This is a genomic window from Pseudomonas sp. P7759 (genome assembly GCF_013386445.1).
In the GTDB taxonomy this organism is placed as follows: domain Bacteria; phylum Pseudomonadota; class Gammaproteobacteria; order Pseudomonadales; family Pseudomonadaceae; genus Aquipseudomonas; species Aquipseudomonas azotoformans_A.
In genome coordinates this window covers 22,940-46,592 of the sequence record NZ_JACART010000014.1, presented here as the reverse complement: position 1 = coordinate 46,592, position 23,653 = coordinate 22,940, and the positions used below count along the sequence as shown (strand labels likewise).

25 protein-coding genes are annotated in these 23,653 nt (G+C 62.1%); 9 read left to right on the top strand and 16 right to left on the bottom strand.

Translation table 11 applies throughout. The features are described 5' to 3' along the window. Position 1: 1 nt before the first annotated feature. Complete coding sequence (locus HX823_RS14045; RefSeq protein ID WP_033902019.1) at positions 2-1,270, top strand: Zn-dependent hydrolase; 1,269 nt, start codon at positions 2-4, stop codon at positions 1,268-1,270. An 11-nt stretch (positions 1,271-1,281) separates the two neighbouring features. Here HX823_RS14045 and HX823_RS14040 read toward each other — a convergent pair whose 3' ends face one another. From HX823_RS14040 to ctlX, 7 genes are all read right to left on the bottom strand, one after another. Further along, the gene (locus HX823_RS14040; RefSeq protein WP_016974875.1) at positions 1,282-1,779 is read right to left on the bottom strand and encodes an Lrp/AsnC family transcriptional regulator; all 498 of its coding nucleotides are present in this window, start codon (positions 1,777-1,779) and stop codon (positions 1,282-1,284) included. 5 nt (positions 1,780-1,784) lie between these two features. Beyond that, positions 1,785-2,615, bottom strand: a complete 831-nt coding sequence (locus tag HX823_RS14035; protein WP_218169793.1) for an ABC transporter ATP-binding protein — start codon at positions 2,613-2,615, stop codon at positions 1,785-1,787. A 3-nt stretch (positions 2,616-2,618) separates the two neighbouring features. Next, positions 2,619-3,332 carry an ABC transporter permease gene (locus HX823_RS14030; protein ID WP_038848717.1) on the bottom strand — a complete coding sequence of 238 codons (714 nt, stop codon included), beginning with the start codon at positions 3,330-3,332 and terminating at the stop codon, positions 2,619-2,621. Next, positions 3,329-4,030 carry an ABC transporter permease gene (locus HX823_RS14025; protein ID WP_177075223.1) on the bottom strand — a complete coding sequence of 234 codons (702 nt, stop codon included), beginning with the start codon at positions 4,028-4,030 and terminating at the stop codon, positions 3,329-3,331. Before HX823_RS14025 ends, HX823_RS14030 begins: the two co-directional genes overlap by 4 nt. 74 nt (positions 4,031-4,104) lie before the next feature. After that, positions 4,105-4,884 carry an ABC transporter substrate-binding protein gene (locus tag HX823_RS14020; protein ID WP_177075222.1) on the bottom strand — a complete coding sequence of 260 codons (780 nt, stop codon included), beginning with the start codon at positions 4,882-4,884 and terminating at the stop codon, positions 4,105-4,107. A gap of 245 nt (positions 4,885-5,129) precedes the next feature. After that, positions 5,130-6,176 carry an ornithine cyclodeaminase gene (locus HX823_RS14015; RefSeq protein ID WP_038843937.1) on the bottom strand — a complete coding sequence of 349 codons (1,047 nt, stop codon included), beginning with the start codon at positions 6,174-6,176 and terminating at the stop codon, positions 5,130-5,132. Positions 6,177-6,192: 16 nt separating this feature from the next. Continuing rightward, positions 6,193-7,119, bottom strand: a complete 927-nt coding sequence (gene ctlX, locus HX823_RS14010; RefSeq protein ID WP_177075221.1) for a citrulline utilization hydrolase CtlX — start codon at positions 7,117-7,119, stop codon at positions 6,193-6,195. 196 nt (positions 7,120-7,315) lie between these two features. On the opposite strand from ctlX, the gene HX823_RS14005 reads away from it, so the two are divergent. Then, positions 7,316-8,206 (top strand): GNAT family acetyltransferase, encoded by an 891-nt coding sequence (locus tag HX823_RS14005; RefSeq protein WP_177075220.1) that lies wholly within the window; start codon positions 7,316-7,318, stop codon positions 8,204-8,206. Between the two features lie 35 nt (positions 8,207-8,241). Here HX823_RS14005 and HX823_RS14000 read toward each other — a convergent pair whose 3' ends face one another. The 5 genes from HX823_RS14000 to HX823_RS13980 form a co-directional block, all read right to left on the bottom strand. After that, positions 8,242-9,261, bottom strand: a complete 1,020-nt coding sequence (locus HX823_RS14000) for a branched-chain amino acid aminotransferase (protein ID WP_033902025.1) — start codon at positions 9,259-9,261, stop codon at positions 8,242-8,244. Between the two features lie 81 nt (positions 9,262-9,342). Further along, positions 9,343-10,722 (bottom strand): dihydrolipoyl dehydrogenase, encoded by a 1,380-nt coding sequence (lpdA, locus tag HX823_RS13995; protein WP_177075219.1) that lies wholly within the window; start codon positions 10,720-10,722, stop codon positions 9,343-9,345. 3 nt (positions 10,723-10,725) lie between these two features. Further along, complete coding sequence (locus tag HX823_RS13990; protein ID WP_177075218.1) at positions 10,726-11,985, bottom strand: dihydrolipoamide acetyltransferase family protein; 1,260 nt, start codon at positions 11,983-11,985, stop codon at positions 10,726-10,728. After that, entirely contained in the window at positions 11,986-13,044 is a 1,059-nt protein-coding gene (locus HX823_RS13985; protein ID WP_016978112.1) for an alpha-ketoacid dehydrogenase subunit beta, read from the bottom strand. It abuts the gene before it with no gap. Position 13,045: 1 nt separating this feature from the next. Next, the gene (locus HX823_RS13980; protein WP_177075217.1) at positions 13,046-14,281 is read right to left on the bottom strand and encodes a 3-methyl-2-oxobutanoate dehydrogenase (2-methylpropanoyl-transferring) subunit alpha; all 1,236 of its coding nucleotides are present in this window, start codon (positions 14,279-14,281) and stop codon (positions 13,046-13,048) included. Positions 14,282-14,476: 195 nt separating this feature from the next. Between HX823_RS13980 and bkdR the strand changes: the two genes are divergently transcribed. Next, the gene (gene bkdR, locus HX823_RS13975) at positions 14,477-14,962 is read left to right on the top strand and encodes a Bkd operon transcriptional regulator BkdR (protein WP_038843930.1); all 486 of its coding nucleotides are present in this window, start codon (positions 14,477-14,479) and stop codon (positions 14,960-14,962) included. Here the strand turns inward: bkdR and HX823_RS13970 are convergent. Beyond that, complete coding sequence (locus HX823_RS13970) at positions 14,959-15,822, bottom strand: MBL fold metallo-hydrolase (protein WP_177075216.1); 864 nt, start codon at positions 15,820-15,822, stop codon at positions 14,959-14,961. The two genes, bkdR and HX823_RS13970, sit on opposite strands and share 4 nt — an antisense overlap. Positions 15,823-15,916: 94 nt before the next feature. On the opposite strand from HX823_RS13970, the gene HX823_RS13965 reads away from it, so the two are divergent. The 3 genes from HX823_RS13965 to HX823_RS13955 are packed head-to-tail and all read left to right on the top strand — an operon-like array spanning position 15,917 to position 18,354. Then, positions 15,917-16,252, top strand: coding sequence for a helix-turn-helix transcriptional regulator (locus HX823_RS13965; protein ID WP_005789341.1), 336 nt, complete (start codon positions 15,917-15,919; stop codon positions 16,250-16,252). Positions 16,253-16,302: 50 nt separating this feature from the next. Continuing rightward, on the top strand, positions 16,303-17,547 hold the full coding sequence (locus tag HX823_RS13960; protein ID WP_038843926.1) for an FAD/NAD(P)-binding oxidoreductase: 1,245 nt from the start codon (positions 16,303-16,305) through the stop codon (positions 17,545-17,547). After that, the gene (locus tag HX823_RS13955) at positions 17,548-18,354 is read left to right on the top strand and encodes a sulfite exporter TauE/SafE family protein (RefSeq protein ID WP_038843924.1); all 807 of its coding nucleotides are present in this window, start codon (positions 17,548-17,550) and stop codon (positions 18,352-18,354) included. Positions 18,355-18,387: 33 nt separating this feature from the next. Here the strand turns inward: HX823_RS13955 and HX823_RS13950 are convergent, their stop codons facing one another. After that, a complete protein-coding gene (locus tag HX823_RS13950; RefSeq protein ID WP_177075215.1) occupies positions 18,388-19,035 on the bottom strand; it encodes a YceH family protein in 648 nt (215 codons plus the stop codon). A 115-nt stretch (positions 19,036-19,150) separates the two neighbouring features. Here HX823_RS13950 and HX823_RS13945 point away from each other — a divergent pair, with 115 nt between their 5' ends. Beyond that, positions 19,151-19,660, top strand: coding sequence for a DUF1993 family protein (locus HX823_RS13945; RefSeq protein WP_177075214.1), 510 nt, complete (start codon positions 19,151-19,153; stop codon positions 19,658-19,660). 71 nt (positions 19,661-19,731) lie between these two features. Here the strand turns inward: HX823_RS13945 and sstT are convergent, their stop codons facing one another. Next, complete coding sequence (sstT, locus tag HX823_RS13940) at positions 19,732-20,952, bottom strand: serine/threonine transporter SstT (protein ID WP_033902034.1); 1,221 nt, start codon at positions 20,950-20,952, stop codon at positions 19,732-19,734. A gap of 228 nt (positions 20,953-21,180) precedes the next feature. Here sstT and HX823_RS13935 point away from each other — a divergent pair, with 228 nt between their 5' ends. Next, complete coding sequence (locus HX823_RS13935; protein WP_177075213.1) at positions 21,181-22,338, top strand: MFS transporter; 1,158 nt, start codon at positions 21,181-21,183, stop codon at positions 22,336-22,338. 4 nt (positions 22,339-22,342) lie between these two features. On the opposite strand, the gene nhaR is transcribed toward HX823_RS13935, so the two are convergent. Beyond that, positions 22,343-23,245, bottom strand: a complete 903-nt coding sequence (gene nhaR / locus HX823_RS13930) for a transcriptional activator NhaR (protein ID WP_020372645.1) — start codon at positions 23,243-23,245, stop codon at positions 22,343-22,345. A 134-nt stretch (positions 23,246-23,379) separates the two neighbouring features. Here nhaR and HX823_RS13925 point away from each other — a divergent pair, with 134 nt between their 5' ends. Continuing rightward, entirely contained in the window at positions 23,380-23,631 is a 252-nt protein-coding gene (locus tag HX823_RS13925) for a hypothetical protein (protein ID WP_038843917.1), read from the top strand. Positions 23,632-23,653 lie beyond the last annotated feature (22 nt).

Genomic DNA, 23,653 nt, shown 5'->3' with positions numbered 1-23,653 from the left:
CATGAACGCTGCCCTCGACGTCCTGCAAATCAACCGCGACCGCCTGTGGCAGTCGCTGATGGACCTGGCCAAGCTCGGCGCCACGCCCAAGGGCGGTGTGTGTCGCCTGGCCCTCACCGACCTGGATCGCAAGGCCCGCGACCTGTTCGTGCAGTGGTGCGAAGAGGCCGGCTGCACGGTGACCGTGGATGGCATCGGCAACATCTTCGCCCGTCGTCCGGGGCGTAATCCGAACCTGCCGCCGGTGATGACCGGCAGCCACATCGACACCCAGCCCACCGGCGGCAAGTTCGACGGTTGCTTCGGCGTGCTGGCGGGTGTGGAAGTACTGCGCACCCTCAACGACCTGAACGTAGAAACCGAGGCGCCGTTGGAAGTGGTGGTGTGGACCAACGAAGAGGGCTCGCGTTTTCCGCCGTGCATGATGGGCTCGGGCGTGTTCGCCGAGAAGTTCACCCTCGCCGATACGTTGGCCAAGGTCGATGCGGACGGCGTCAGCGTGGGCGATGCGCTGAACGCGATTGGCTACGCGGGCGCGCGGCCGGTCAGCGGGCACAAGGTGGGTGCTTATTTCGAGGCGCACATCGAACAGGGGCCGATCCTTGAGGACGAGAAAAAAACCATCGGCGTGGTGCTGGGTGCCCTCGGGCAGAAGTGGTTCGACCTGAAACTGCGCGGCGTCGAGGCCCATGCGGGGCCGACGCCGATGCACCTGCGCAAGGATGCTCTGGTGGGCGCGGCGGCGGTGGTGGCGGCGGTGAATGCGGCGGCGCTTGGGCATCAACCCCATGCCTGCGGCACCGTCGGTTGCCTGCAGGCTTACCCCGGCTCGCGCAACGTGATTCCTGGTGAGGTGCGCATGACCCTGGACTTTCGTCATCTGGAGCCGGCGCGATTGGACTCGATGATTGCCCAGGTGCGCAAGGTGATTGAAGACACCTGTGCCAAGCATGGCTTGAGCTTCGAGATGGAACCCACGGCCGATTTTCCGCCGCTGTATTTCGATAAGGGCTGCGTCGACGCAGTGCGGGAGGCCGCCAATAGCCTGGGCTTGTCGAACATGGACATCGTCAGTGGGGCAGGGCATGACGCGATCTTCGTGGCCGAACTGGGCCCGGCGGGCATGATTTTTGTGCCGTGCGAGGGCGGCATCAGCCACAACGAAATTGAAAACGCCGCCCCGGATGATCTGGCGGCGGGGTGTGCGGTGCTGCTAAAGGCGATGGTCGCGGCTTCTGCGGCCATCGCCAGCGGCAAGCTGGCGGCCTGAGTGGCGCTTGCTCAGGCCAGTTCGGTGGCGGTGTTTTTCACCACCGCCAATTCCGGATGTGCCACCAACTTATCGATGTGCAACTCATCATTGTTCAACCAGGTCTCCGTCAGCACCCGGTAATGCTCCATGTCCCGGCAGCGCATGCGCAGGCTGTAGTCAAACGGGCCGCTGATCAACTGGCATTCGAACACCTGCGGGCAAGCCTTGACGCAGGCTTCGAAGGCCTTTTGCGCCGAGCGCCCGCTCTGGTTGGACAAGGCCACCAGCACCAGCAACGACAGGCCTGGCGAAACCATCTGCACATCGATGATCGCCCCATACCCACGGATCACCCCGCGCCGCTCCAGCTTGCGCACCCGTTCCAGGCAGGGCCTGGGCGTGAGGTGCACCAGCGACGAGAGCTTTTCGTAGGTGATACGCCCTTGGTGGCGCAGCACTTCGATGATGGCTTCATCGATGCGGTCCAGCGCGGGGGAGGAATGGGGTCCGTTGGCCTTGGTATCCATGGGTTTCACTTCAAACGGTTGGAAAGAAATTGCTGCAAGCGTTCGCTGTTGGGGTGGTCGAGGATCCTGGCGTCGCCGTGCTCCTCAACCCGGCCCTGGTGCAAGAACAGCACTTGGCTGGACACCTGGCGGGCAAAGCCCATTTCGTGGGTGACCATCAGCATGGTACGACCTTCCTCGGCCAACGTCTGTATGACTTTGAGTACTTCTCCTACAAGCTCTGGGTCGAGTGCGGAAGTCGGTTCATCGAAGAGGATAATCTCTGGCTCCATCGCCAAGGCCCGCGCAATCGCGACGCGCTGTTGTTGGCCGCCGGAGAGAAACGCCGGGTACTGATCCGCCACGCGGCCCGGCAGGCCGACCTTGTCCAAGTACAGGCGCGCGCGTTTTTCCGCCTCGGCGGCGCTCACGCCCAGCACCCGGCGCGGAGCCATGGTGATGTTTTCCAGCACGGTCATGTGGCTCCACAGGTTGAAATGCTGGAACACCATGGCCAGGCGTGTGCGCAGGTTCTGCAACTGCGCTTGATGCGGCGCACGGGTGCCGGCACGGCCCTGGCGCATTTCGATGCTGATGCCGTCCAGGGTGATCACCCCGGCGTCGGGCTGTTCGAGGAAATTGATGCAGCGCAGCATCGTGCTTTTGCCCGAGCCGCTGGCGCCGATCAGGCTGATCACATCGCCCTGGCGCGCATTCAGGGACACCCCCTTGAGCACTTCGTGTTCGCCGTAGCGTTTGTGGATGCCTTCGACTTGCAGCTTGATGGCGGCGGTAGCGGGTTTGGCAACGGGTTCGTCAACGGGATAAGCGGCCAGGGCCTGCGCGGACTGATTCATGGGTTAGCCTCGGGTAGGAACAAGAAAACGCATCCAGCGACGTTCGGCCAGTCGGAACAGGCCCACCAGCGCAAAGGACAGCAGCATGTAGAGCAGGGCCGCGATGCCGAAGGCCTGGAACGTCAGGAAGGTTTCGGCATTGGCATCGCGGGCCACTTTGAGGATGTCGGCCACGGTGGCGGTAAACGCCAGGGAGGTGGCATGCAGCATCAGGATCATTTCATTGCTGTAGGCCGGCAATGCGCGGCGCAGCGCGGCCGGTACCACCACGAACAGGTTCAAGCGCCAGCCATGCAGGCCATAGGCGCGGGCCGCTTCGATTTCGCCATGGGGAATATTGCGGATCGCCCCGGCGAAGATTTCCACGGTGTAGGCGCAGGTGTTGAGCACAAAGGCCAGCAGCGTGCAGTTCAGCGCGTTGCGGAAAAACTGGTTGAGCAGGGCGTTGTCCTGCACCACTTCCAGGCTGTACAGCCCGGTGTAGCAAATCAGCAGCTGGATATACAGCGGCGTGCCGCGAAACAGGTAGGTATAGACCTCTACCGGCCAGCGCAGCCAGACGTGCTCGGAGACGCGTGCCAGTGCCAGCGGAATCGACAGGATGAAGCCGAACACCACCGAGATGATGAACAGCCACAGGGTCATGGCGACGCCGGACAACCCCGCGCCATCGCTGAACAGATAGGCCAGGCCGTATTGCTGGAACAGTTCGATCATCGCGCCATCCCCTTGATGCCGAGGTTGTAGCGCCGTTCGAGGCGCTTGAAGATGCGGTTGGACAAGGTGGTGATCACCAGGTACACCAGGCCGGCGAGGATCAGGAAGTACAACGGCTCGTTGGTGGTTTTGCCGGCATTTTGTGCGGCCTTGACCAGGTCCGACAGGCCGATGATCGACACCAGCGCCGTGGACTTGAGCAGCACCAGCCAGTTATTGCCCAGGCCTGGCAGGGCAAAACGCATCAGTTGCGGGAACAGCACCAGGTGAAAGCGCTGCCAGCGGCTCAGGCCGTAGGCGGTTGCCGCTTCCAGTTGGCCGGCCGGCACGCTGAGGATCGCGCCCCGGAAGTTCTCGGTGAAATACGCGCCGTAGATAAACCCAAGGGTGACCACCCCGGCGGTGAACGGGTCGATTTCAAAGTAGTTCCAGCCGAACATTTCGCTCAGGTCGTTGAGCCACAGTTGCAGGCTGTAGAAGATCAGCAGGATCAGCACCAGGTCCGGCACGCTGCGGATCAAGGTGGTGTAGAGCGTGGCCGGCACGCGCAGCCATTTGGCGCGGGAGAGCTTGGCGCCGGCGGCGATCAGGCCCAGGGCGAGGCTCAGGGCCAAGGCAAGGAATGACAGTTTGAGGGTCATCCAGGCGCCTTGGGCCAGCATGGGGCCGTAGCCTTGCAGGTTGAGGAGGTCGTTCATGGGGTAGATCTCGAAGGAGCGCACAGGTTGATTGTGGGAGCAGGCAAGCCAGCTCCCACACAAGGACGAGGCTGCTATTCGTGGTAGATGTCCTGATCACCGAAGTATTTCTTCTGGATCTGGGCATAAGTCCCATCCGCCTGCACAGCAGCGATGCCCTTGTTGATCAGCGCCCGCAGTTCCTGATCGTTCTTGCGCAAGCCCATGGCGATGTCCAGGGGCAAGGTCGGGTCCTTGAAGGCCGGGCCGGTCTTGAAGTCGGCGCCTTCGGGTTTGGACAGGAAGTTGAGCTGGGCTTCGAGCTTGTCGGTCAGGGTCGCGTCGAGGCGGCCGTTTTGCAGGTCGGCGTAGTTCTGGTCCTGGGACTGGTACGCTTTGATCTGCGCGCCGAGCTTGGCCAGGTGCGCACGGGCATAGGCCTCTTGCAGCGAGCCCTGCAATACGCCGACTTGCTTGCCCTTCAGCGATTCCGGCGTGTCGCCGAAGTCGGCACTTTTGCGCGTAATCACCGAGGTCGGGCTGAGGAACAGGCGGTCACTGAAGTCGATGATCTTTTCGCGGGCCGGGGTTACGGCCATGGAGGACATGATCGCGTCGAACTTGCGTGCGCGCAGGGCCGGGATCATGCCGTCGAATTCGTTGTGCACCCAGGTGCATTTCACTTCCAGCTTGGCGCAGATGGCGTTGCCCAGTTCGATATCGAAGCCTTGCAGGCTGCCGTCGGCGGCGACGGATTCGAAGGGGGGATATTCGGGGAATACGCCGAAGCGGATTTCTTTCCAGTCCTGGGCGTGGGCGGCGGTGGCGCAGAGTGGCAACAGCAATGCGGCGAAGAGTGATCGCAGTGGAGTCATGTGGAGTCCCTATATTTTGTAATTGATGTCAGGGCAGTAATCGAGTTGAAACAAATCGTTTTTATTGGTGGGAGAGAATGCTCCAAGGTGGTGCGTTTTTTGTGTCGTTTACCCCTCACATAAAGCGCGAATTGCGCTGTTAAAACCGACAATGCAGCGGAATCGGCTGAGTCACCCGCTGAATCGGCTTTTCACTACGGTGAATCTGGCCCGCCCTCAGCTCAAAGCGGCAGGCCAGAGCGTTCTCAGGCGCGCTTTTTCTGCTGTAGCCGAGGCTGCTGGGCCAGGCGAGCGAACAGGTCTTTCGGGTCGGCCAGGTCCGGCACCAACTCAAGATCGCTGCCTACATCCAGGGCCTTGGCCACGTCCAGCACATAACGCAGGGCCGAGTAGTCTTCGATGGCAAAACCCACCGAGTCGAACAGAGTGACCTGGCGCGCATTTTCGCGGCCGGGCTGTTGGCCGTTGATCACTTGCCACAGTTCGGTGACGGGCGAGTCTTCCGGCATGTGCTGGATTTCACCTTCGATGCGGCTTTGCGGCTCGTACTCCACGATCACCCGCGCGCGCTCGACGATACGTCGGTCCAGCTCGGTCTTGCCGGGGCAGTCGCCGCCGACGGCGTTGAGGTGCATGCCGGGCTCGATCATCTCGTCTGTCAGGATGGTGGCGTAGGCCTTGTCGGCGGTGACTGTGGTGACGATGTCCGCGCCTTTCACCGCTTCGGCGACGCTGCCGGCCAGGATCACCTTGATCGCCGGGAACGCCTTGAGGTTGGCCGCCAGCTTGGCGGTGGCCTTGGCGTCGATATCGAACAGGCGGATCTCATTGATGCCGAGCATGGCGTGGAAGGCCAGGGCCTGGAACTCGCTCTGGGAGCCGTTGCCGATCAGCGCCATGCTGCGGCTGTTGTCGCGGGCCAGGTAGCGGGCGACCAGCGCCGAGGTGGCGGCGGTGCGAATCGCGGTGGTCAAGGTCATTTCTGCCAGCAGCACCGGCAGGCCGGTGTCCACATCGCCCAGGGCACCGAAGGCCATCACGGTGAGCATGCCGGCCAGGGTGTTTTTCGGGTGGCCGTTGACGTATTTGAACGCGTACAGCGACGCGTCGGACACCGGCATCAGTTCGATTACGCCGTCCGCCGAGTGGTTGGCCAGGCGCGCGCATTTTTCGAAATCCTGCCAGCGCAGGTAGTCGGCACGGATGTACTCGGCCATTTCGGTGATACAGGTTTGCAGGCCTTTTTGCGAGACCAGGTAGCAGAGGTCGTTGACGTCGATATAGCGGGTCATGGCAAGACTCCTTGAGTTATTGGACGGTGGCGCGGGCGGGCAGGTGCACTTCCGCCAGCATGCAGCGGGCACTGCCGCCGCCGATGCGTTCGATGTTGTCGATGTTCACCACCACCGGGCGCGTATGGCGTTCCACATGCACGCGCTGCGCGGGTTGCAGGGCGCCCCAGGCGCTGGCCGACATCACCAGCAGCGGCTGGCCGTCGCGGTCATGCACTTCGAGCATGTTGCCGGCGAAGGCCTCCAACTGGTCGAAGTCGAGGGCGAGGATGTCTTTGCCGGTGTCGCGCAGGGAGCGTTCCAGGGCCTGGCGTTCGCTGGCGTCCGGCAGGGCTTGCAGGCACACCACCGAAAGGTCGCGACCGACGCTCATCATCACGTTGCTGTGGTAGATCGGCGCGTGATGGCGGTCGACGGCGTGGAACACACAGAGCTGGTAATCGAGGCGTTCGGCGAACTGGCGCAGGGCGTCGTGGTGGGTGCGCCCGGAGTGGCAGGCGTAGCTGATGCGATGCTGGCGGTCGAGCACCATGCTGCCGGTGCCTTCGAGGAAGATGTTCTGTTGTTCCAGGTGGCTGAGGTCGATGGTGCTGTTGATCGCGAAGCGTTGCTCCAACACTTGCAGCACGCCTTTGTTGCGCTCCAGTCGTCGGTTCTGGCCTTCCATCGGGTACAGCACCAGGCTGCCGTCGGCGTGGCTGCTCCACCAGTTATTGGGGAAGATCGAATCGGGCGTATGAGGCGCCGGCGTGTCTTGCACCACCAGGACTTCGACGCCGTGCTGGCGCAGGGTATCGACATAGCCGTCGAATTCTTCCAGCGCTTTCTGCTGTGCGCTGAGGGGGTCGAGGGGCTGGCGTTGGAAGCGGTTGTTGATCGCGGTGTCCGGGTTGAAGGCAAAGCGCGCCGGGCGAATCATCAAGACGGTATTGGTGGTTTGCATGGGTGCACGAATCCATGGGGTTGAGCTGTGGGGCTATTTTGTGCGGTATGGCGGATGAATCCCGGCTGAAACCTAAGGGCGGCTCAGCCGGGAAAGCTGAAAAGTGGGGTAGGGCAGCCGAATCGGCTGTTCGGGCGGGCGCAGGTCAAAATTGGTATTGTGCGGGTTGTTAAAACGCCGTCAGCCAGGAGGAATCATGTCTACCGCCGTTCGTCTCGCCCAGGCAGCCGATGCCGAAGGGATCAGCCAGGTCATCCTGGCGGCCTTGCACAGTAGCAATGCGCGGGATTACCCGGCGGATGTGATTGCGCGGGTGGCGAGTAATTTCACGCCGGATGCGGTGTTGATCTTGCTCAAGCGCCGCCTGGTGCTCGTGGCCATTCAAGATCAAGTGATCGTCGCCACCGCCGCCCTCGACGCCAACGTGGTGCGCTCGGTGTTCGTCAATCCGGCGCTGCAAGGGCAAGGCATTGGCCGGCTGCTGATGATCGAAATCGAGTTGCGCGCCCGTGAGGCCGGGGTGACGGTATTGAGCGTGCCGTCATCACTGACCGCCGAGCCGTTCTACACCAAGCTGGGGTTTAACACCGTGCGTGATGTCTATCACGGCAATGAACGCACGCTGGTGATGGAAAAGGCGCTGCTGTCCCGGCATCCCATCGGACCGTATCGCGACCGCCAGCATCGGGTGCAAGTGGTTGCGTTATGGCAGCAGGCCTTTGGCTATGAGACTGCCCATAATGTACCCACCCTGGCGATCGATAAGAAGTTGGCCGTCAACGATGGGTTGTTCTTCGTGGCCACGGATAAAAAGACGGTGATCGGAACGATTCTGGCCGGTTACGACGGGCACCGTGGCTGGCTGTATTCGGTGGCGGTGCACGCCGACTATCGGCGCCATGGCTTGGGGTCTTCACTGGTGCGTCATGCGGAACAGGCATTGACCGCCTTGGGTTGCATGAAGGTCAACCTGCAGATCACTGGCGGCAATGATGCGGTGGTGGGGTTCTACGAGGCGTTGGGGTATGGGGTGGAGCCGAGGATCAGCATGGGCAAGAAGATCACGGTGAATATCCCGGAACAATAAAAAACCCGCCATCTGGCGGGTTTTTTCAGGGTTGCTTAGACCTTGACGATCCAGCCTTGCGGCGCTTCAACGTCACCGGTCTGCACACCGGTCAGCTCTTTGTAGAGCTTCTGGGTGATCGGGCCGACTTCGGTCTCGCTGTGGAACACGTGCAGCTTGCCGTTGTACTGGATGCCGCCGATGGGCGAGATCACCGCAGCGGTACCGCAGGCGCCGGCTTCCTTGAATTGGTCCAGTTTGTCGATGAACACTTCGCCCTCGACCACGTCCAGGCCCAGGCGGGTCTTGGCCAGTTCGATCAGCGACAGGCGAGTGATGCCTGGCAGCACCGAAGGCGACTTCGGCGTGATGAACTGGTTGTCGTGGGTGATCCCGAAGAAGTTGGCCGAGCCGACTTCTTCGATTTTCGAATGGGTCATCGGGTCCAGGTAGATCGCGTCGGCAAAGCCGGCTTTCTTCGCTTCGGAACCTGGCATCAGGCTGGCGGCGTAGTTGCCACCGACCTTGGCGGCACCGGTGCCTTGTGGCGCGGCGCGGTCGAAGGTGGAGATCTGGAAATTGTGCGGCACCAGGCCGCCTTTGAAGTAGGCGCCGACCGGGATGCAGAACACGGAGAAGATGAACTCCGGCGCGGTGCGCACGCCGATGTTGTCACCGGTGCCGATAACGAACGGGCGCAGGTACAGCGCGCCGCCGCTGCCGTACGGCGGGATGAAATGTTCGTTGGCCTTGACCACTTGTTTGCAGGCATCGATGAACACGTCGGTCGGCACATGCGGCATCAGCAGGCGCGCGCAGCTGCGTTGCATGCGGGCGGCGTTCTGGTCCGGGCGGAACAGGTTGATCGAACCGTCCTTGCAGCGGTAGGCCTTGAGGCCTTCAAAGCATTGCTGGCCGTAGTGCAGGGCGGTGGAGCCCTCGCTGATGTGCAGCACGTTGTCGTCGGTCAGGGTGCCTTCTTGCCATTCGCCGTTTTTCCAGACCTGGAGAAACCGCTTGTCGGTCTTGATGTAGTCAAAACCCAGCTTGTCCCAATTGATGCTTTCGTTACCCATGACACCCTCTATCGTTGGTCAAGTCGGTTTTTTTCTGGATGGGCGCAACAATACTTCATTAGCCGGTGCCTTAGCACCCCCTCAAAGGTGCAACGCATGCCCCAGCGCCCGCAGCGCGGATTCCTGCACCGCTTCACCAAGGGTCGGGTGGGCGTGGATGGTGCCCGCCACGTCCTCCAGGCGCGATCCCATTTCCAGGCTCAGGCCAAAGGCGGTGGACAGCTCGGAGACACCCACCCCCACGGCCTGCCAGCCGACGATCAGGTGGTTGTCACGCCGCGCCACTACCCGTACGAAGCCGGTTTTCGACTCCAGGGTCATCGCCCGGCCATTGGCCGCGAACGGGAAGCTTGAGACGATGCAGTCCAATCCGGCGGCCTTGGCTTCGTCCGGGGTCTTGCCGACCACCACCAGTTCCGGGTCGGTGAAGCACACCGCCGGGATCGCGGCCGGGTTGAATTCGCGGGACTTGCCGCTGATCAGTTCGGCGACCATTTCGCCCTGGGCCATGGCGCGGTGCGCGAGCATTGGCTCGCCGCTCAGGTCGCCGATGGCGTACACGTTGCGCATGCTGGTCTGGCAGCGGCTGTCGATCTTGATCGCCGCGCCGTTCATCTCCAGGTTCAACGCTTCAAGGTTCCAACCCTGGGTGTTGGGTTTGCGACCGACGGCGACCAGCACCTGGTCGGTTGCCAACGACAGGGTGTCGCCATTCGGGTCGCGTACTTGCAGGCTGCCATCGGCAAAACCGGTGACGCTGTGCTTGAGGTACAGCTTCACGCCCAGTTGCTTGAGGGATTCGTTCACCGGCTGCGTCAGCTCCGCGTCATAGGCCGGCAGGATCCTATCCTGCGCCTCGACCACACTGACCTCGGCGCCGAGCTTGCGGTAGGCGATACCCAGTTCCAGGCCGATATAACCGCCGCCTACCACGATCAGGCGCTTAGGCACGCTTTTCGGCGCAAGGGCTTCGGTGGAGGAGATGATCGGCCCGCCAATCGGCAGCATCGGCAGGTTGACGCTTTTCGAACCGGTGGCCAGCAGCAAGTGCTCGCACCGGATGCGCTGGTCGCCGACGTCGACGGTCTTGCCGTCCACCACCGTGGCCCAACCGTTGATCACCTGCACCTTGTGCTTCTTCAGCAAGGCGGCGACGCCCGTGGTCAGGCGATCCACGATGCCGTCTTTCCATTCCACGCTTTTGCGGATATCCAGGGTCGGCACATCCACTTCAATGCCCAGTTGCGAACCCTGGCTGTGGTGGATGGTTTGCTGGAACTGCTCGGCCACGTGGATCAAGGCCTTGGACGGGATGCAGCCGATATTCAGGCAGGTGCCGCCGAGCGCCTGGCCTTCCACCAGGATGGTCGGAATGCCCAGTTGCCCGGCACGGATCGCTGCCACATAACCGCCAGGGCCGCCGCCGATGATCAGCAGCGTGGTACTCAATGTCTGCGTCATGCCTTACTCCAGGAACAGGCTGGCGGGTTGTTCGAGCAGGCCGCGAATGGCCTGGATGAATTGCGCCGCGTCCATGCCATCGACCACGCGGTGATCGAAGGAGCTGGAGAGGTTCATCATCTTGCGCACCACGATCTGGCCCTTGATCACCATCGGTCGTTCAACGATACGGTTGACGCCAACGATGGCCACTTCCGGCAGGTTCAGCACCGGCGTGCTGACGATGCCACCCAAGGCACCCAGGCTGGTCAGGGTGATCGTCGAGCCCGACAGCTCGTCGCGGCTGGCCTTGCCATTGCGTGCAGCCGTGGCCAAGCGCGCGATTTCTTCAGCGTTGCCCCACAGGCTGCGGGCTTCGGCGTGACGCACCACCGGCACCATCAAGCCGACATCGCTCTGGGTGGCGACGCCCACATGCACCGCGCCGAGGCGGGTGATGACCTGGGCTTCGTCGTCGTAGCGCGCGTTGATCTGCGGGAAGTCACGCAGTGCCACCACCATGGCGCGCACGATGAACGGCAGCAGCGTTAGCTTGCCGCGCGTGGCGCCGTGTTTCTCGTTGAGGTGCACGCGCAGCTCGTCGAGGGCGGTGACGTCGATCTCTTCCACATAGCTGAAATGCGCGGCGCGCCGGGTGGCGTCCTGCATGCGCTGGGCGATCTTGCGGCGCATGCCGATCACCGGGATCTGTTCTTCGGTGTGGCGTTCGGCGTAGGGGTTGGCGGCTGTAGAATTTTTCGCCGGACCCTGGAGCAAGTAAGCCTCCAAGTCTTCGTGCAGAATCCGGCCCGCCGGGCCAGAGCCCTGCACCAGGCGCAGTTGGATCCCGGCGTCCAATGCATGCTTGCGCACAGCAGGGGAGGCCAATGGGCGCTCGTCGGCTTCACGTGCCACAGGTGACTGGGCTGCGATAACCGGTGCCGGTTTGCTTTCAACCGCCACCGGCGCAGGCTTGGCCTCAACCACAGGCGCGGCCTTCGGCGCTTCCTTCACGGCGGGCGCTTCCTTGGCGTTACCCGCGCCTTCCACTTCAATGCTGATCAGAATACTGCCCACGGCCATGACTTCACCCGGCTCACCGCCGAGGGAAATCACCTTGCCGTGCACTGGCGAAGGAATATCCACCATCGCCTTGTCGGTCATCACATCCGCCAGCACCTGGTCTTCCACGACCATGTCGCCGACCTTCACATGCCACACCGACAGTTCAACTTCCGCGATGCCTTCGCCAATGTCCGGCATCTTGATAACGTGCGTGCCCATTCAGACCTCCATGACCCGTTTCAACGCCGCGCCCACTCGGGACGGCCCTGGGAAATACGCCCACTCTTGCGCGTGCGGGTAGGGGGTGTCCCAACCGGTGACGCGTTCGATCGGCGCTTCCAGGTGGTGGAAGCAATGCTCTTGCACCAGCGACACCAACTCGGCACCAAAGCCGCAGGTGCGGGTGGCTTCATGCACCACCACGCAACGGCCAGTCTTCTTCACGGATTTGACGATGGTTTCCAGGTCGAGCGGCCACAGGCTGCGCAGGTCGATGACCTCGGCGTCGATGCCGGTTTCTTCGGCGGCGACTTGCGACACGTACACGGTGGTGCCATAGGTCAGCACCGTCACGGCCGAACCCGGACGCACGATGGCGGCCACGTCCAGCGGCACGGTGTAATAACCGTCCGGTACTTGGGCTTGCGGGTGTTTCGACCACGGGGTCACCGGGCGGTCGTGATGGCCATCGAATGGGCCGTTGTACAGGCGTTTGGGTTCGAGGAAGATCACCGGGTCATCGTTTTCGATGGAGGCGATCAGCAAACCTTTGGCGTCGTAAGGGTTGGACGGCATCACCGTGCGCAGCCCGCAGACCTGGGTGAACACCGCTTCGATACTCTGGCTGTGGGTCTGCCCGCCGTAAATGCCGCCGCCACACGGCATGCGCATGGTCAGTGGCGCGGTGAACTGGCCGGCCGAGCGATAACGCAGGCGCGCCGCTTCGGAAATGATCTGGTCGGTGGCGGGGTAGACGTAGTCGGCGAACTGGATCTCGGCCACCGGGCGCAGGCCATAGGCGCCCATGCCCACGGCCACGCCGATAATGCCGCTCTCGGAGATCGGCGCGTCGAACACCCGCGAGCTGCCGTATTTGGTCTGCAACCCTTCGGTGCAGCGGAACACGCCGCCGAAATAACCGACGTCCTGGCCAAACACCACCACGTTGTCGTCTCGTTCGAGCATCACATCCATGGCCGAGCGCAGGGCCTGGATCATGGTCATGGTGGTGGTGGTCATGGCGGTTTCCACTTCAATGCTGTTGTTGTGATCGTTCATGTCAGACCCCCAACTCTTGACGCTGGCGCTTCAAATGCTCCGGCATCTCTTTGTAGACGTCTTCGAACATGGTCGCGGCGCTTGGAATCTGGCCGCCGGCGAGGGTGCCGTACTGTTCGGCTTCTTTCTGTGCCTTGACCACTTCGGCTTCAAGTTCTCCACTGACCGCCGCGTGTTCCTCTTCGGACCACTGGCCAATCTTGATCAGGTGCTGCTTGAGGCGGGCAATCGGGTCGCCCAGGGGGAAGTGGCTCCAGTCGTCGGCGGGACGGTATTTGGACGGATCATCCGAAGTGGAGTGCGGGCCGGCTCGATACGTGACCCACTCGATCAGCGTAGGACCAAGGTTGCGGCGCGCACGCTCGGCAGCCCAGGCGGAAGCAGCGTACACCGCGATGAAGTCGTTGCCGTCCACACGCAGGGAGGCGATGCCACAACCCACGCCGCGTCCGGCAAAGGTGGTGGCTTCGCCGCCGGCGATGGCTTGGAAGGTGGAGATGGCCCACTGGTTGTTGACCACGTTGAGGATCACCGGCGCACGGTATACGTGGGCGAAGGTGAGGGCGGTGTGGAAGTCGGATTCGGCGGTGGCGCCGTCGCCGATCCAGGCCGAGGCAATCTTGGTATCGCCCTTGATCGCCGAGGCCATGCCCCAGCCCACGCCTTGTACGAATTGGGTGGCGAGGTTGCCGGAAATGGTGAAGAAACCGGCGTCTTTCACCGAGTACATGATCGGCAACTGGCGGCCCTTGAGCGGGTCACGCTCGTTGGACAGCAGTTGGCAGATCAGGTCCACCAGCGGCACTTCGCGGGCCATCAGGATGCTTTGCTGGCGGTAGGTAGGGAAGCACATGTCGTCGATGTTCAAGGCCAGGGCCTGGGCGCTGCCGATGGCTTCTTCGCCAAGGCTTTGCATGTAGAACGACATTTTTTTCTGACGCTGGGCGACCACCATGCGGTTGTCGAAAATGCGCGTCTTGAGCATGGCGCGCATGCCTTTGCGCAGGATCTCGACCGGGACGCCTTCGGCCCACGGGCCGAGGGCCTGGCCCTGGTCGTCGAGCACGCGGATCAGGCCCTTGGCAAGGTCGGCGGTGTCGGCGGGTTCTACGTCGATGGCGGGTTTGCGCACGGTGCCGGCGTCGGTCAGGCGCAGGTAGGTGAAGTCGGTCTTGCAGCCTGGGCGGCCCGAGGGTTCAGGGACGTGCAGGCGCAGTGGTTCATACTGCTGGGTCATGGCTTTCTACGCTCTATCTTGTGAATTTCTTGTAGTGGGCGCGCTAGCTGACAGTCAGCCTCCGGATAGGAGAAATCTTGTCCTACAACAATCATAGGCGGGGCGTAGAAGAATATTTATCTGTGTTTCATTGCGCTCAGGATCATTTGCGGATAAAAAAACTGCATAAACATAATAAACAGGTGATTTTGTCTCATGCGCAAACTGGACCGTACCGATATCGGCATTCTCAACGCCCTGCAGGAGAACGCCCGCATCACCAACGCCGACCTGGCCCGCTCGGTGAACCTGTCGCCCACGCCGTGTTTCAACCGGGTGAAGGCCATGGAGGAACTGGGCTTGATCCGTGACCAGGTCACGCTGCTCGACGCCGATCTGCTGGGGCTGCACGTCAACGTGTTCATCCACGTCAGCCTGGAAAAGCAGAATGAATGGGCATTGCAGCAGTTCGAAGGCGCGATCTCCGACCGGCCCGAGGTGATGGAGTGTTACCTGATGGCCGGCGACCCGGACTACCTGATCCGGGTGCTGGTGCCGACGATCCAGTCGCTGGAGCGCTTCATGATGGACTTTTTGACCAAGGTGCCGGGGGTGGCGAACATCCGGTCGAGCTTCGCCCTCAAGCAAGTGCGCTATAAAACCGCATTGCCGCTACCGGCCAACGGCATCAACCTGGGTTAGAGGCGGTTGACCGGAATCTTCAGATACACCACCCCATTGTCCTCCGCCGGCGGCATATTCCCCGCCCGCACATTCACCTGGATCGCCGGCAGCAACAGCGTCGGCATCCCCAGCCCTGCGTCGCGCGTGGTGCGCATCTCGACAAACGTGGCTTCATCCACGCCGTCATGCACATGGATATTCCCCGCGCGCTGCTCGGCTACCGTGGTCCGGCATTTTGCCTCACGGCCTTCAGGCGGGTAGTCGTGGCAGACGTACAGTTCGGTTTCCAACGGAAAGGCCAGCAGCTTGCGCATCGACGCATACAACTGCCGCGCATCGCCGCCGGGGAAATCACAGCGCGCCGTGCCGACATCCGGCATGAACAGCGTGTCGCCCACCAGGATCAACCGGTCGTCGATCAGGTAGGCCATGTCCGCCGGGGTATGCCCTGGCACATGCAGGGCCTGGGCCTTGATCGTGCCGATGTGAAACACCTCATCCGGCGCAAACAGATGATCGAACTGCGAGCCATCCACGCGAAATTCCGGCTCCAGGTTGAACAGGTTCTTGAACACGCCCTGTACTTTGCTGATGGACTGCCCGATGGCGATCTTGCCGCCCAAGGTGCGGCGCAGGTAAGGCGCGGCGGACAAGTGATCAGCGTGGGCGTGGGTTTCCAGCAACCACTGCACCTGCACGCAATGTTCGCGCACGTAGGCGATCACCTTGTCGGCCTGGCGGGTGTCGGTGCGCCCCGAGGCCGGGTCGTAGTTGAGCACTGAGTCGACGATGGCACAGGGGCCGCCATCGGCTTCATAAACGACGTAGGTGTAGGTCGACGATGCCTCGTCCAGAAAGGCTTGGATCAGCGCTGGCATGGCGGTTGCCCCGGATGAAGAAAAAAGTAGTTACAATCAGTTTACGTTTTCACATAATGTTTTGAGCTTAAGTGACAAAAAGGACCCGAGGCAAATGGAATCTACTCTGAGTGAGGGCGAAGTCGCCCAGTTGCGCGCATCGGCGTCCAAGGCTTGTTCCTTGCTCAAGGCCCTGGCCAATGAGGACCGTTTGTTGATCCTGTGCCAGTTGACCCAAGGCGAGCGCAATGTCGGCGAGCTGGAAGCCCTGACCGGCGTGCGCCAGCCCACGCTGTCACAACAGTTGGGCATTTTGCGCGACGAAGGGTTGGTCGCCACCCGTCGGGAAGGTAAATACATCTTCTACGGGCTGGCCAGCCACGAAGTGATTCAAGTAATGAAGACCCTGTCCGGGCTGTACTGCGGCGCGGTCATAAAAAGCTGGGCGTGACGCCATCCGGCAGCGACCCTTGTGTGCATGTATGACAAAGGCGATAGACCATGACCGACCAACACTGGGGCCCAACCATCAGTGGCGACATCGTAGTCATCGGCGGCGGCTCGGCGGGCATTGGCCTGCTGGCCAGCCTGCTCAAGCGCGACCCGCACCTGAACATCATCCTGATCGAACCGAGCGACCACCACTGCTACCAGCCCGCCTGGACCTTGGTGGGCGGCGGCGCCTATGACCTGAAAAAGACTCGCCGCCCGCTGGCGGATGTATTGCCCAATGGCGTCACCTGGGTGCAGGCCGCCGTCACCGAAGTACTGCCCGACGAGCAGACCCTGATCCTCGACAGCGGCCAGCGTGTCAGCTGGCAAAACCTGATCGTCTGCCCCGGCCTGCGCCTGGCGTGGGAGAAGATCGAAGGCCTGCAAGACACCCTCGGCAAGCATGGCGTCACGTCCAACTACAGCTACCAGCACGCCGCCTACACCTGGCAGCTGGTGCAGCAACTCAAGGGTGGCAAGGCGATCTTTACCCAGCCGGCCATGCCGATCAAATGCGCGGGCGCGCCGCAAAAGGCCATGTATTTGTCCTGCGATCACTGGCTCAAGCAGGGCGTGCTGAAAAACATCGACGTCGAATTCAACCTGGCCGGTGCCGCGCTGTTCGGCGTGGCGACCTTCGTCCCGCCGTTGATGAAATACGTGGAGAAGTACAACGCTCGCCTGGCGTTCAACGCCAATCTGGTGAAAGTCGATGGTCCGGCACGCAAGGCCTGGTTCGAAGTGAAGGACGCCGAAGGCACTGCGCGCATCGAAGAAAAATCCTTCGACCTGCTGCACGTTGTCCCACCGCAAGTCTCCCCGGACTTCATCCGTCAAAGCCCGTTGGCCGACGCCGCCGGCTGGTGCGAAGTCAACCCCCACAGCCTGCAACACCTGCGTTACCCGCACATCTTCGGCCTGGGTGATGTATGCGGCACCACCAATGCCAAGACCGCCGCGGCGGTGCGCAAGCAGATCGTGGTGGTCGCCGAAAACCTGCTGGCCCTGCGTAAACAGGCGCCGCTGCCGCTCAAATACGATGGCTACGGTTCCTGCCCGCTGACGGTGGAGAAGGGCAAGGTGGTGTTGGCCGAGTTCGGCTACGGCGGCAAGCTGCTACCGACCTTTCCCCTGGACCCGACCCAGGCGCGGCGCTCGATGTGGTTTCTCAAGGCCACCTTGCTGCCGTGGTTCTACTGGAACGGCATGCTCAAGGGCCGCGAGTGGCTGACCCGCCTGAGCAAGGTGGACTGAATGCTGCTGGCCAGTGTGTTGGGATTATTGATGGGCCTGGTCATGGGCCTGACCGGTGCGGGCGGCGGCATCCTCGGGGTGCCGGCGCTGGTGTTGGGGTTGGGCCTGAGCATGACCCAGGCCGCGCCGGTGTCGTTGCTCGCCGTCGGCGCGGCAGCAGCCGTGGGAGCGATCGACGGTTTGCGCCATGGCCTGGTGCGTTACCGCGCCGCGTTGTTGATCGCCTTGCTCGGTGCGCTGTTTTCGCCGGTGGGAGTGTTTCTCGCCCACCAATTGCCGGAAGCGCTGTTGATGGTGCTGTTCAGCGCGTTGATGGTGCTGGTGGCTTGGCGCATGTTGCAGCGTGAAAAACGCGAGGCCGGGCCGAGTGACCATGGCACGGCGTCCTGGGGCCAGAAGAACTGCATGCTCGATCAGCAGACCGGACGCTTCGCCTGGACCGCCAAATGCAGCGCGACCCTGGCCGCCCTCGGCGCGGTGACCGGTGCGGTATCCGGCCTGCTGGGCGTTGGCGGTGGCTTCCTGATCGTGCCGGCGTTCAAGCAACTCACCGATGTGCAGATGCGCGGCATCGTCGCCACGTCCTTGATGGTGATCAGCCTGCTCTCGCTGATCGGCGTGGCGGGTGCATTCCATGCCGGTGTGCGCATCGAACCGGTGGGCTGGGTGTTTATCGGCGCAAGCATCGTCGGCATGCTCGCCGGCCGACGCCTGTGCTCGGTGATTCCCGCCCGTAGCTTGCAAGTGGGGTTCGCCAGCCTGTGTGTACTGGTGGCGATTGGAATGCTAGTTAACGCCTTGCGCTGAAACGGTGGCGAGGGCGCTTGCTGCGCAGCACCCTCAGCCCTGTTCCAACTGGGCCAGGCGCTCTTCGAGCGCTGCAATGCGCGCTTCCAGTTCTTCGATCCGGTCCGCCGAAACGCCAGTCCCGCGTTCCACGGGGTTGCCCCGTGCCGCGAGGATCGTCTCGATGTCTGCCGGATCGCCCAGCGCATGGGTGTAGCGGTCTTCGCGCTGCCCGGCCTGGCGCGGCACCAGCAACGCCAGCCCGCGTGCGATCAAGCGCTCCAGTTGATGCACCACCTGCTCGGCGTCTTCGAAGTCATGCATGCGTCCGCTGCGCGTCAACAGTTCATTGACCGTCTGCGGCCCACGCAGGAACAACAGCCCGGTAAGAATCACCTGGGCTGGCACCAGCTCCAGCGCCTTGTCCACGCGATGTTCCCAACGGTCGGCGCGGCTGCCCATCACCAGGCGGGTGAAGCCCTGGCCTTCCAGCGCACGCAGGCTCTGGCCAACCTGGCCCTGGCTGAGGTTCATGACCGGCTCGCGGCTGGTCTTCTGGTTGCAGGCCAGGACCAGGGCATTGAGGGTCAGGGGATAGGTTTCCGGGTTGGTCGCCTGTTTCTCGATCAGGCAGCCCAGGATGCGGATTTCCGTGCTGTTCAGGCGCGGCTCAGGGGTCTCGGTGTCGTGCTCGGCGGTCATCGCGCTTTCCCTATGCAGTGAAGTGCCTAGCGTAAGCCGGAAAAAATAAAAGACAAGCGGCGGGCAGGGCTATAATCGCCGCTGGTTCAAACCGTGACATTACCCAGAGACTGCCATGACTATTTCCCTGTACGCCGCCTCCATCCCCGTCTTCAAGCAAATGCTCACTGCCCTGAGCGGTGTGCTGGCCAAGGCCGAAGCCCACGCCACCGCCAAGAACATCGAGCCGAACGCCTTGCTGCAAGCACGCCTGTTCCCGGACATGTTCCAACTGGTGCGCCAGGTGCAGATCGCCGTCGACTTCGCCAAGGGCGTTTCCGCACGCCTGGCTGAGATCGAAGTGCCGAAATATGAAGATACCGAAGTCACCTTCGCCGACTTGCAAGCGCTGATCACCAAGGTGTTGGCCTTCGTTGACACCATCCAGCCCGAGCAAATCGACGGCAAGGAAGGCATCGAGATCGTCACGCGCCCAGGCACGCCGAAAGAGAAGCGCTTCAGCGGCCAGTCCTACCTGCTGACCTACGGCCTGCCGCAGTTCTTCTTCCACGTCACCACCGCTTACGCGCTGCTGCGCCACAACGGTGTGGAAGTGGGCAAGCGTGATTACATGGGCGCTTTCTAAGCCTTCAGTCATAAAAAAGCCCGGGGTCGTTCTTCAGTGAACGACCCCGGGCTTTTTTGTGGCTGGCTATTTTAAGCCGGCTGCTCTTCCTTGCCCAGGCAAGCGGCGGCGGTGAACAGCACATCGGTGGACGAATTCAGCGCGGTTTCCGCCGAATCCTGCAGCACGCCGATGATGAACCCCACGGCAACCACTTGCATGGCGATCTCGCTGGGAATGCCAAACAGGCTGCACGCCAATGGGATCAATAGCAGCGAACCGCCCGCCACGCCGGAAGCACCGCAGGCGCAGACGGCCGCGACCACGCTGAGCAGCACGGCGGTGGGCAGGTCGACGGCGATACCCAAGGTGTGTACGGCGGCCAGGGTCAACACGGTAATGGTGATCGCGGCGCCGGCCATATTGATGGTGGCACCGAGCGGGATCGACACCGAGTACGTGTCTTCATGCAGGCCCAGGCGTTTGCTCAACGCCAGGTTGACCGGGATGTTCGCCGCCGAACTGCGGGTGAAGAACGCGGTGATCCCGCTTTCGCGCAGGCACATCAGCACCAACGGGTAAGGATTGCGACGCAGTTTCCAGAAGACGATGGCCGGGTTGACCACCAGCGCCACGAACAGCATGCAGCCGATCAGCACCACCAGCAGGTGGGCGTAGCCGAGCAGGGCGCCGAAGCCGGAAGTGGCCAGGGTCGAGGCCACCAGGCCGAAAATACCCAGCGGCGCAAAGCGGATCACCACCCGCACGATCAGTGTGACGCCATTGGACAGGTCGTCGAGCACGGTGCGGGTGGTCTCGCCGGCATGGCGAATGGCTACGCCCATGCCGATAGCCCAGGCCAGGATGCCGATGAAGTTGGCATTCATCAGTGCGCTGACCGGGTTGTCCACCACGCTCAACAACAGGCTTTGCAGCACTTCACCGATGCCGCCGGGCGCGGTCACGGTTGCGTCGTGGGTTGCCAGCACTAGCGAGGAGGGGAACCACATGCTCGCAATCACCGCGACCACGGCGGCGGCAAAGGTGCCCAGCAGATAGAGGAACAGGATCGGCTTGATATGGGTTTCCTGGCCGTGCTTATGGTTGGCGATCGACGCCATCACCAGCACAAACACCAAAATCGGCGCCACGGCCTTGAGCGCGGCGACGAACACCTTGCCGATAAACCCGGTGGCCTTGGCCGCCTCGGGCAACAGCAAGGCGAGCAGGATGCCGGCGATCAGGCCGATGACGATTTGCGTGACCAGGCTGACGCGGGCCAGTCGTTGCAGGAGGGAAGGGGCAGCAGTCATAAACACTGGTCTCTAGTTTTTGGAGGCACGGCGGCACAGGCAGAAAGGGCTGTAGGACGCGGATCGCGAAGTCTAGCACGCTGTAGGAAATGTCCTCGGCGGTGCGGCATTGCGTCACCCGCCCGCCCCAGTCTTTGCAAAATCCTGTTAAGATTCCGTCCTCTCATCTTTCCTATCCTTCAGCGCGCCCTTTGGGTTGTCGTTGATGTCGTCGTTTCTGGAGTTTTCATGTTGTTTCCCATCCTGCTGCTGTCGGCCGCCGGCTTTACCGTGCTGACCACGGAATTCGTCATCGTCGGCCTGCTGCCCTCAATCGCCCGGGACCTGAATGTGAGTGTGTCCCAGGCCGGGCTGTTGGTGACCTTGTTCGCGTTTACCGTGGCGGCCTTTGGGCCGTTTCTGACGGCCTACTGCGCGCGCTTCCCACGCAAGCGGCTGTTCATCAGCATTCTGATCATGTTCGGCGTGGCCAATACGGTGGCGGCGCTGGCACCGAATATCTGGGTGATGGCCGTGGCGCGGTTGATCCCGGCCCTGGGCCTGCCGGTGTTCTGGGCCTTGGCCAGCGAAACGGCGGTGGACATCGTCGGCCCCGAATTCGCCGGGCGTGCCATCGAGAAGATCGGCTTCGGGATCGTGTGTGCCACGGTCTTCGGCATTCCGGTGGGCACGCTGATTTCCGATATGTTCGGCTGGCGCAGCGCGTTTGCCATCCTCTCGGTGGTGGCCTTGGCCAAGGCCTTGCTGCTGTTTATCTACCTGCCGGTGACCCAGCCGAAGAACACTGAAGTGACGCTGCGCTCGCAGTTCAAGATCCTGCGCAACCCATTGATGCAGGGCCATATCCTGCTGTCGATCCTGGTGTTCAGCGGCATGTTTACGGCGTACACCTATCTGGCGGATATTCTCGAGCGCCTGGCCGGTTTCGACGGTACGTTGGTGGGCTGGTGCCTGATGGGCTTCGGTGCGGTCGGGCTGATTGGCAATTCGTTGGGCGGGCGCGCGGTGGATCGCCACCCGTTGATCGCGTCGATGGTGTTTTGCGGCTTCATGATTGCGGGCATGGTGGCGCTGGTGCCGGCGATCCATTCGACCATTGGCCTGGCGGCGGCGATGGCCGTGTGGGGCGTGACCCAGGCGGCGATGTTTCTGGTCAGCCATGTGCGCTTGATGAAGGCCGCACCCCATGCGCCGGCATTTGCCGCGTCGCTGAACATCGCCGGGGCCAACTTGGGGATTGGCCTGGGCGCCCTGGTGGGCGGCCATGTGATCGACACCCTTGGCCTGGGCAGCCTGGGTTTTGCCGCTTCGGGGTTTATCCTGGTGTCGATCCTGCTGGCCTTGTGGCTGATGACCGCCAAGCAACCGGTCGCTTCCCAGGCCTGAGCCGTCAGGGCAAGGTGGTGAACAACTCCCTTCGAGCGCCTTCGGTAATCGCCACGATGCCGGGGTGCTTGACCTTGCGCTCCACCGAGATCGCGTAGAACGACTCGGTCACCGCCACGGTCTGGCCAATCAGTGCCACGCCGTACTGGCGCACCACCTCATCGGCAATCACGCTGGGGGCGATAAAAATCCCGCTGCCGGATTGGCCGAAGGCCTGCATCAAGGCGCTGTCGTCGAACTCGCCGATGATCTTCGGCTGGATCTGCTGTTCGGCAAACCAGCGCTGCAAACGGCTGCGCACCACGGTTTCCGCGCCTGGAATCAGTAGCGGCGCGCCGTGCAGGCACTGTGGGAAATCCCCGCCGTAGGCGTCAGCCAACGCCTGTGTGGCGAAAAAGCTGATGCCACATTCCCCCAACTTCTGGCTGTAGCCCTTGATGTCCAGGTGCGTAGGCATGGGGCTGTCGGAAATCACCAGGTCCAGGCGCTGGATGGCCAGGTCGGCGAGCAAGCGTTCAAGTTTGTCTTCGCGGCAGGTGATGCGGATCGGTTCGCTCAGCTCCATGGTCGGCGCGATCAGCCGGTAAACGATGGACTTGGGCACCACATCCGCCACGCCGACGCGGAACAGAATCTGCTGTTCATCGGGCTGCGCGCGCAGCATGGCCTCCAATTCATTGCCGGTCTGGAACATCTGCTCGGCGTAGGGCAGGGCCTGGCGCCCGGCTTCGGTCAGTTCCAGCTGGCGGCCGACGCGCTGAAACAGCGCGATACCAAAGGTTTGCTCCAACAGGCTGATCTGCCCGCTGATGGTCTGGGGCGTGAGATTAAGCTGCTCACACGCACGCACGATGCTGCCAGTCTTGGCCACCACCCAGAAGTAGTGCAGTTGTCGATAATTGAGCATGCTGGTCGTCACTTCGTGAAAATCGAAGTATACGCGAGAAAAATACGAATTTTCCTGAACTGTTCAGCTGCATAGAATGCCTCGCTATCGCGGGGCCACTATTTGGACCCAATGGTTCTAACGAGGAAGACATCATGAAACTCAATTCCCTGTGCGCGGCATCGTTGCTTGCGCTTTCATTGGTAGTGATCAGCGGCTGCGATCAGGTCGAGAAAAGTGCGCAGCAGGTGCTGGGCAAAGCCACTGAATCGGCCAAGCAAGCCATTGATGACACCCACAAGGCCGCCGAACAGGCATTGAGTGAAGCGACCAACGGCCTGATCAACCCGCAGAAAAAGGATGATCAGGAAGACAAAGAAAGCGAATCTTCTAGCAAAGAAGCCTAATTTCCCCGCACTTTTTATTCAC

Coding starts and splice junctions, on each gene's coding strand:
- HX823_RS13955 (WP_038843924.1), top strand. CDS start 17,548: ATGCTGCTGGCCAGTGTGTTGGGATTATTGATGGGCCTGGTCATGGGC.
- HX823_RS14025 (WP_177075223.1), bottom strand. CDS start 4,030: ATGAACGACCTCCTCAACCTGCAAGGCTACGGCCCCATGCTGGCCCAA.
- HX823_RS13965 (WP_005789341.1), top strand. CDS start 15,917: ATGGAATCTACTCTGAGTGAGGGCGAAGTCGCCCAGTTGCGCGCATCG.
- HX823_RS14040 (WP_016974875.1), bottom strand. CDS start 1,779: ATGGATACCAAGGCCAACGGACCCCATTCCTCCCCCGCGCTGGACCGC.
- HX823_RS13945 (WP_177075214.1), top strand. CDS start 19,151: ATGACTATTTCCCTGTACGCCGCCTCCATCCCCGTCTTCAAGCAAATG.
- ctlX (WP_177075221.1), bottom strand. CDS start 7,119: ATGCAAACCACCAATACCGTCTTGATGATTCGCCCGGCGCGCTTTGCC.
- HX823_RS13925 (WP_038843917.1), top strand. CDS start 23,380: ATGAAACTCAATTCCCTGTGCGCGGCATCGTTGCTTGCGCTTTCATTG.
- HX823_RS13935 (WP_177075213.1), top strand. CDS start 21,181: ATGTTGTTTCCCATCCTGCTGCTGTCGGCCGCCGGCTTTACCGTGCTG.
- HX823_RS13970 (WP_177075216.1), bottom strand. CDS start 15,822: ATGCCAGCGCTGATCCAAGCCTTTCTGGACGAGGCATCGTCGACCTAC.
- HX823_RS14015 (WP_038843937.1), bottom strand. CDS start 6,176: ATGACCCGCTATATCGACGTCAACGACCTCTGCTACCTGGTCTCGCAA.
- bkdR (WP_038843930.1), top strand. CDS start 14,477: ATGCGCAAACTGGACCGTACCGATATCGGCATTCTCAACGCCCTGCAG.
- HX823_RS14035 (WP_218169793.1), bottom strand. CDS start 2,615: ATGAATCAGTCCGCGCAGGCCCTGGCCGCTTATCCCGTTGACGAACCC.
- HX823_RS14030 (WP_038848717.1), bottom strand. CDS start 3,332: ATGATCGAACTGTTCCAGCAATACGGCCTGGCCTATCTGTTCAGCGAT.
- HX823_RS13980 (WP_177075217.1), bottom strand. CDS start 14,281: ATGACCCAGCAGTATGAACCACTGCGCCTGCACGTCCCTGAACCCTCG.
- HX823_RS14000 (WP_033902025.1), bottom strand. CDS start 9,261: ATGGGTAACGAAAGCATCAATTGGGACAAGCTGGGTTTTGACTACATC.
- sstT (WP_033902034.1), bottom strand. CDS start 20,952: ATGACTGCTGCCCCTTCCCTCCTGCAACGACTGGCCCGCGTCAGCCTG.
- HX823_RS13960 (WP_038843926.1), top strand. CDS start 16,303: ATGACCGACCAACACTGGGGCCCAACCATCAGTGGCGACATCGTAGTC.
- nhaR (WP_020372645.1), bottom strand. CDS start 23,245: ATGCTCAATTATCGACAACTGCACTACTTCTGGGTGGTGGCCAAGACT.
- HX823_RS13950 (WP_177075215.1), bottom strand. CDS start 19,035: ATGACCGCCGAGCACGACACCGAGACCCCTGAGCCGCGCCTGAACAGC.
- HX823_RS13985 (WP_016978112.1), bottom strand. CDS start 13,044: ATGAACGATCACAACAACAGCATTGAAGTGGAAACCGCCATGACCACC.
- HX823_RS14020 (WP_177075222.1), bottom strand. CDS start 4,884: ATGACTCCACTGCGATCACTCTTCGCCGCATTGCTGTTGCCACTCTGC.
- HX823_RS14045 (WP_033902019.1), top strand. CDS start 2: ATGAACGCTGCCCTCGACGTCCTGCAAATCAACCGCGACCGCCTGTGG.
- lpdA (WP_177075219.1), bottom strand. CDS start 10,722: ATGACGCAGACATTGAGTACCACGCTGCTGATCATCGGCGGCGGCCCT.
- HX823_RS13990 (WP_177075218.1), bottom strand. CDS start 11,985: ATGGGCACGCACGTTATCAAGATGCCGGACATTGGCGAAGGCATCGCG.
- HX823_RS14005 (WP_177075220.1), top strand. CDS start 7,316: ATGTCTACCGCCGTTCGTCTCGCCCAGGCAGCCGATGCCGAAGGGATC.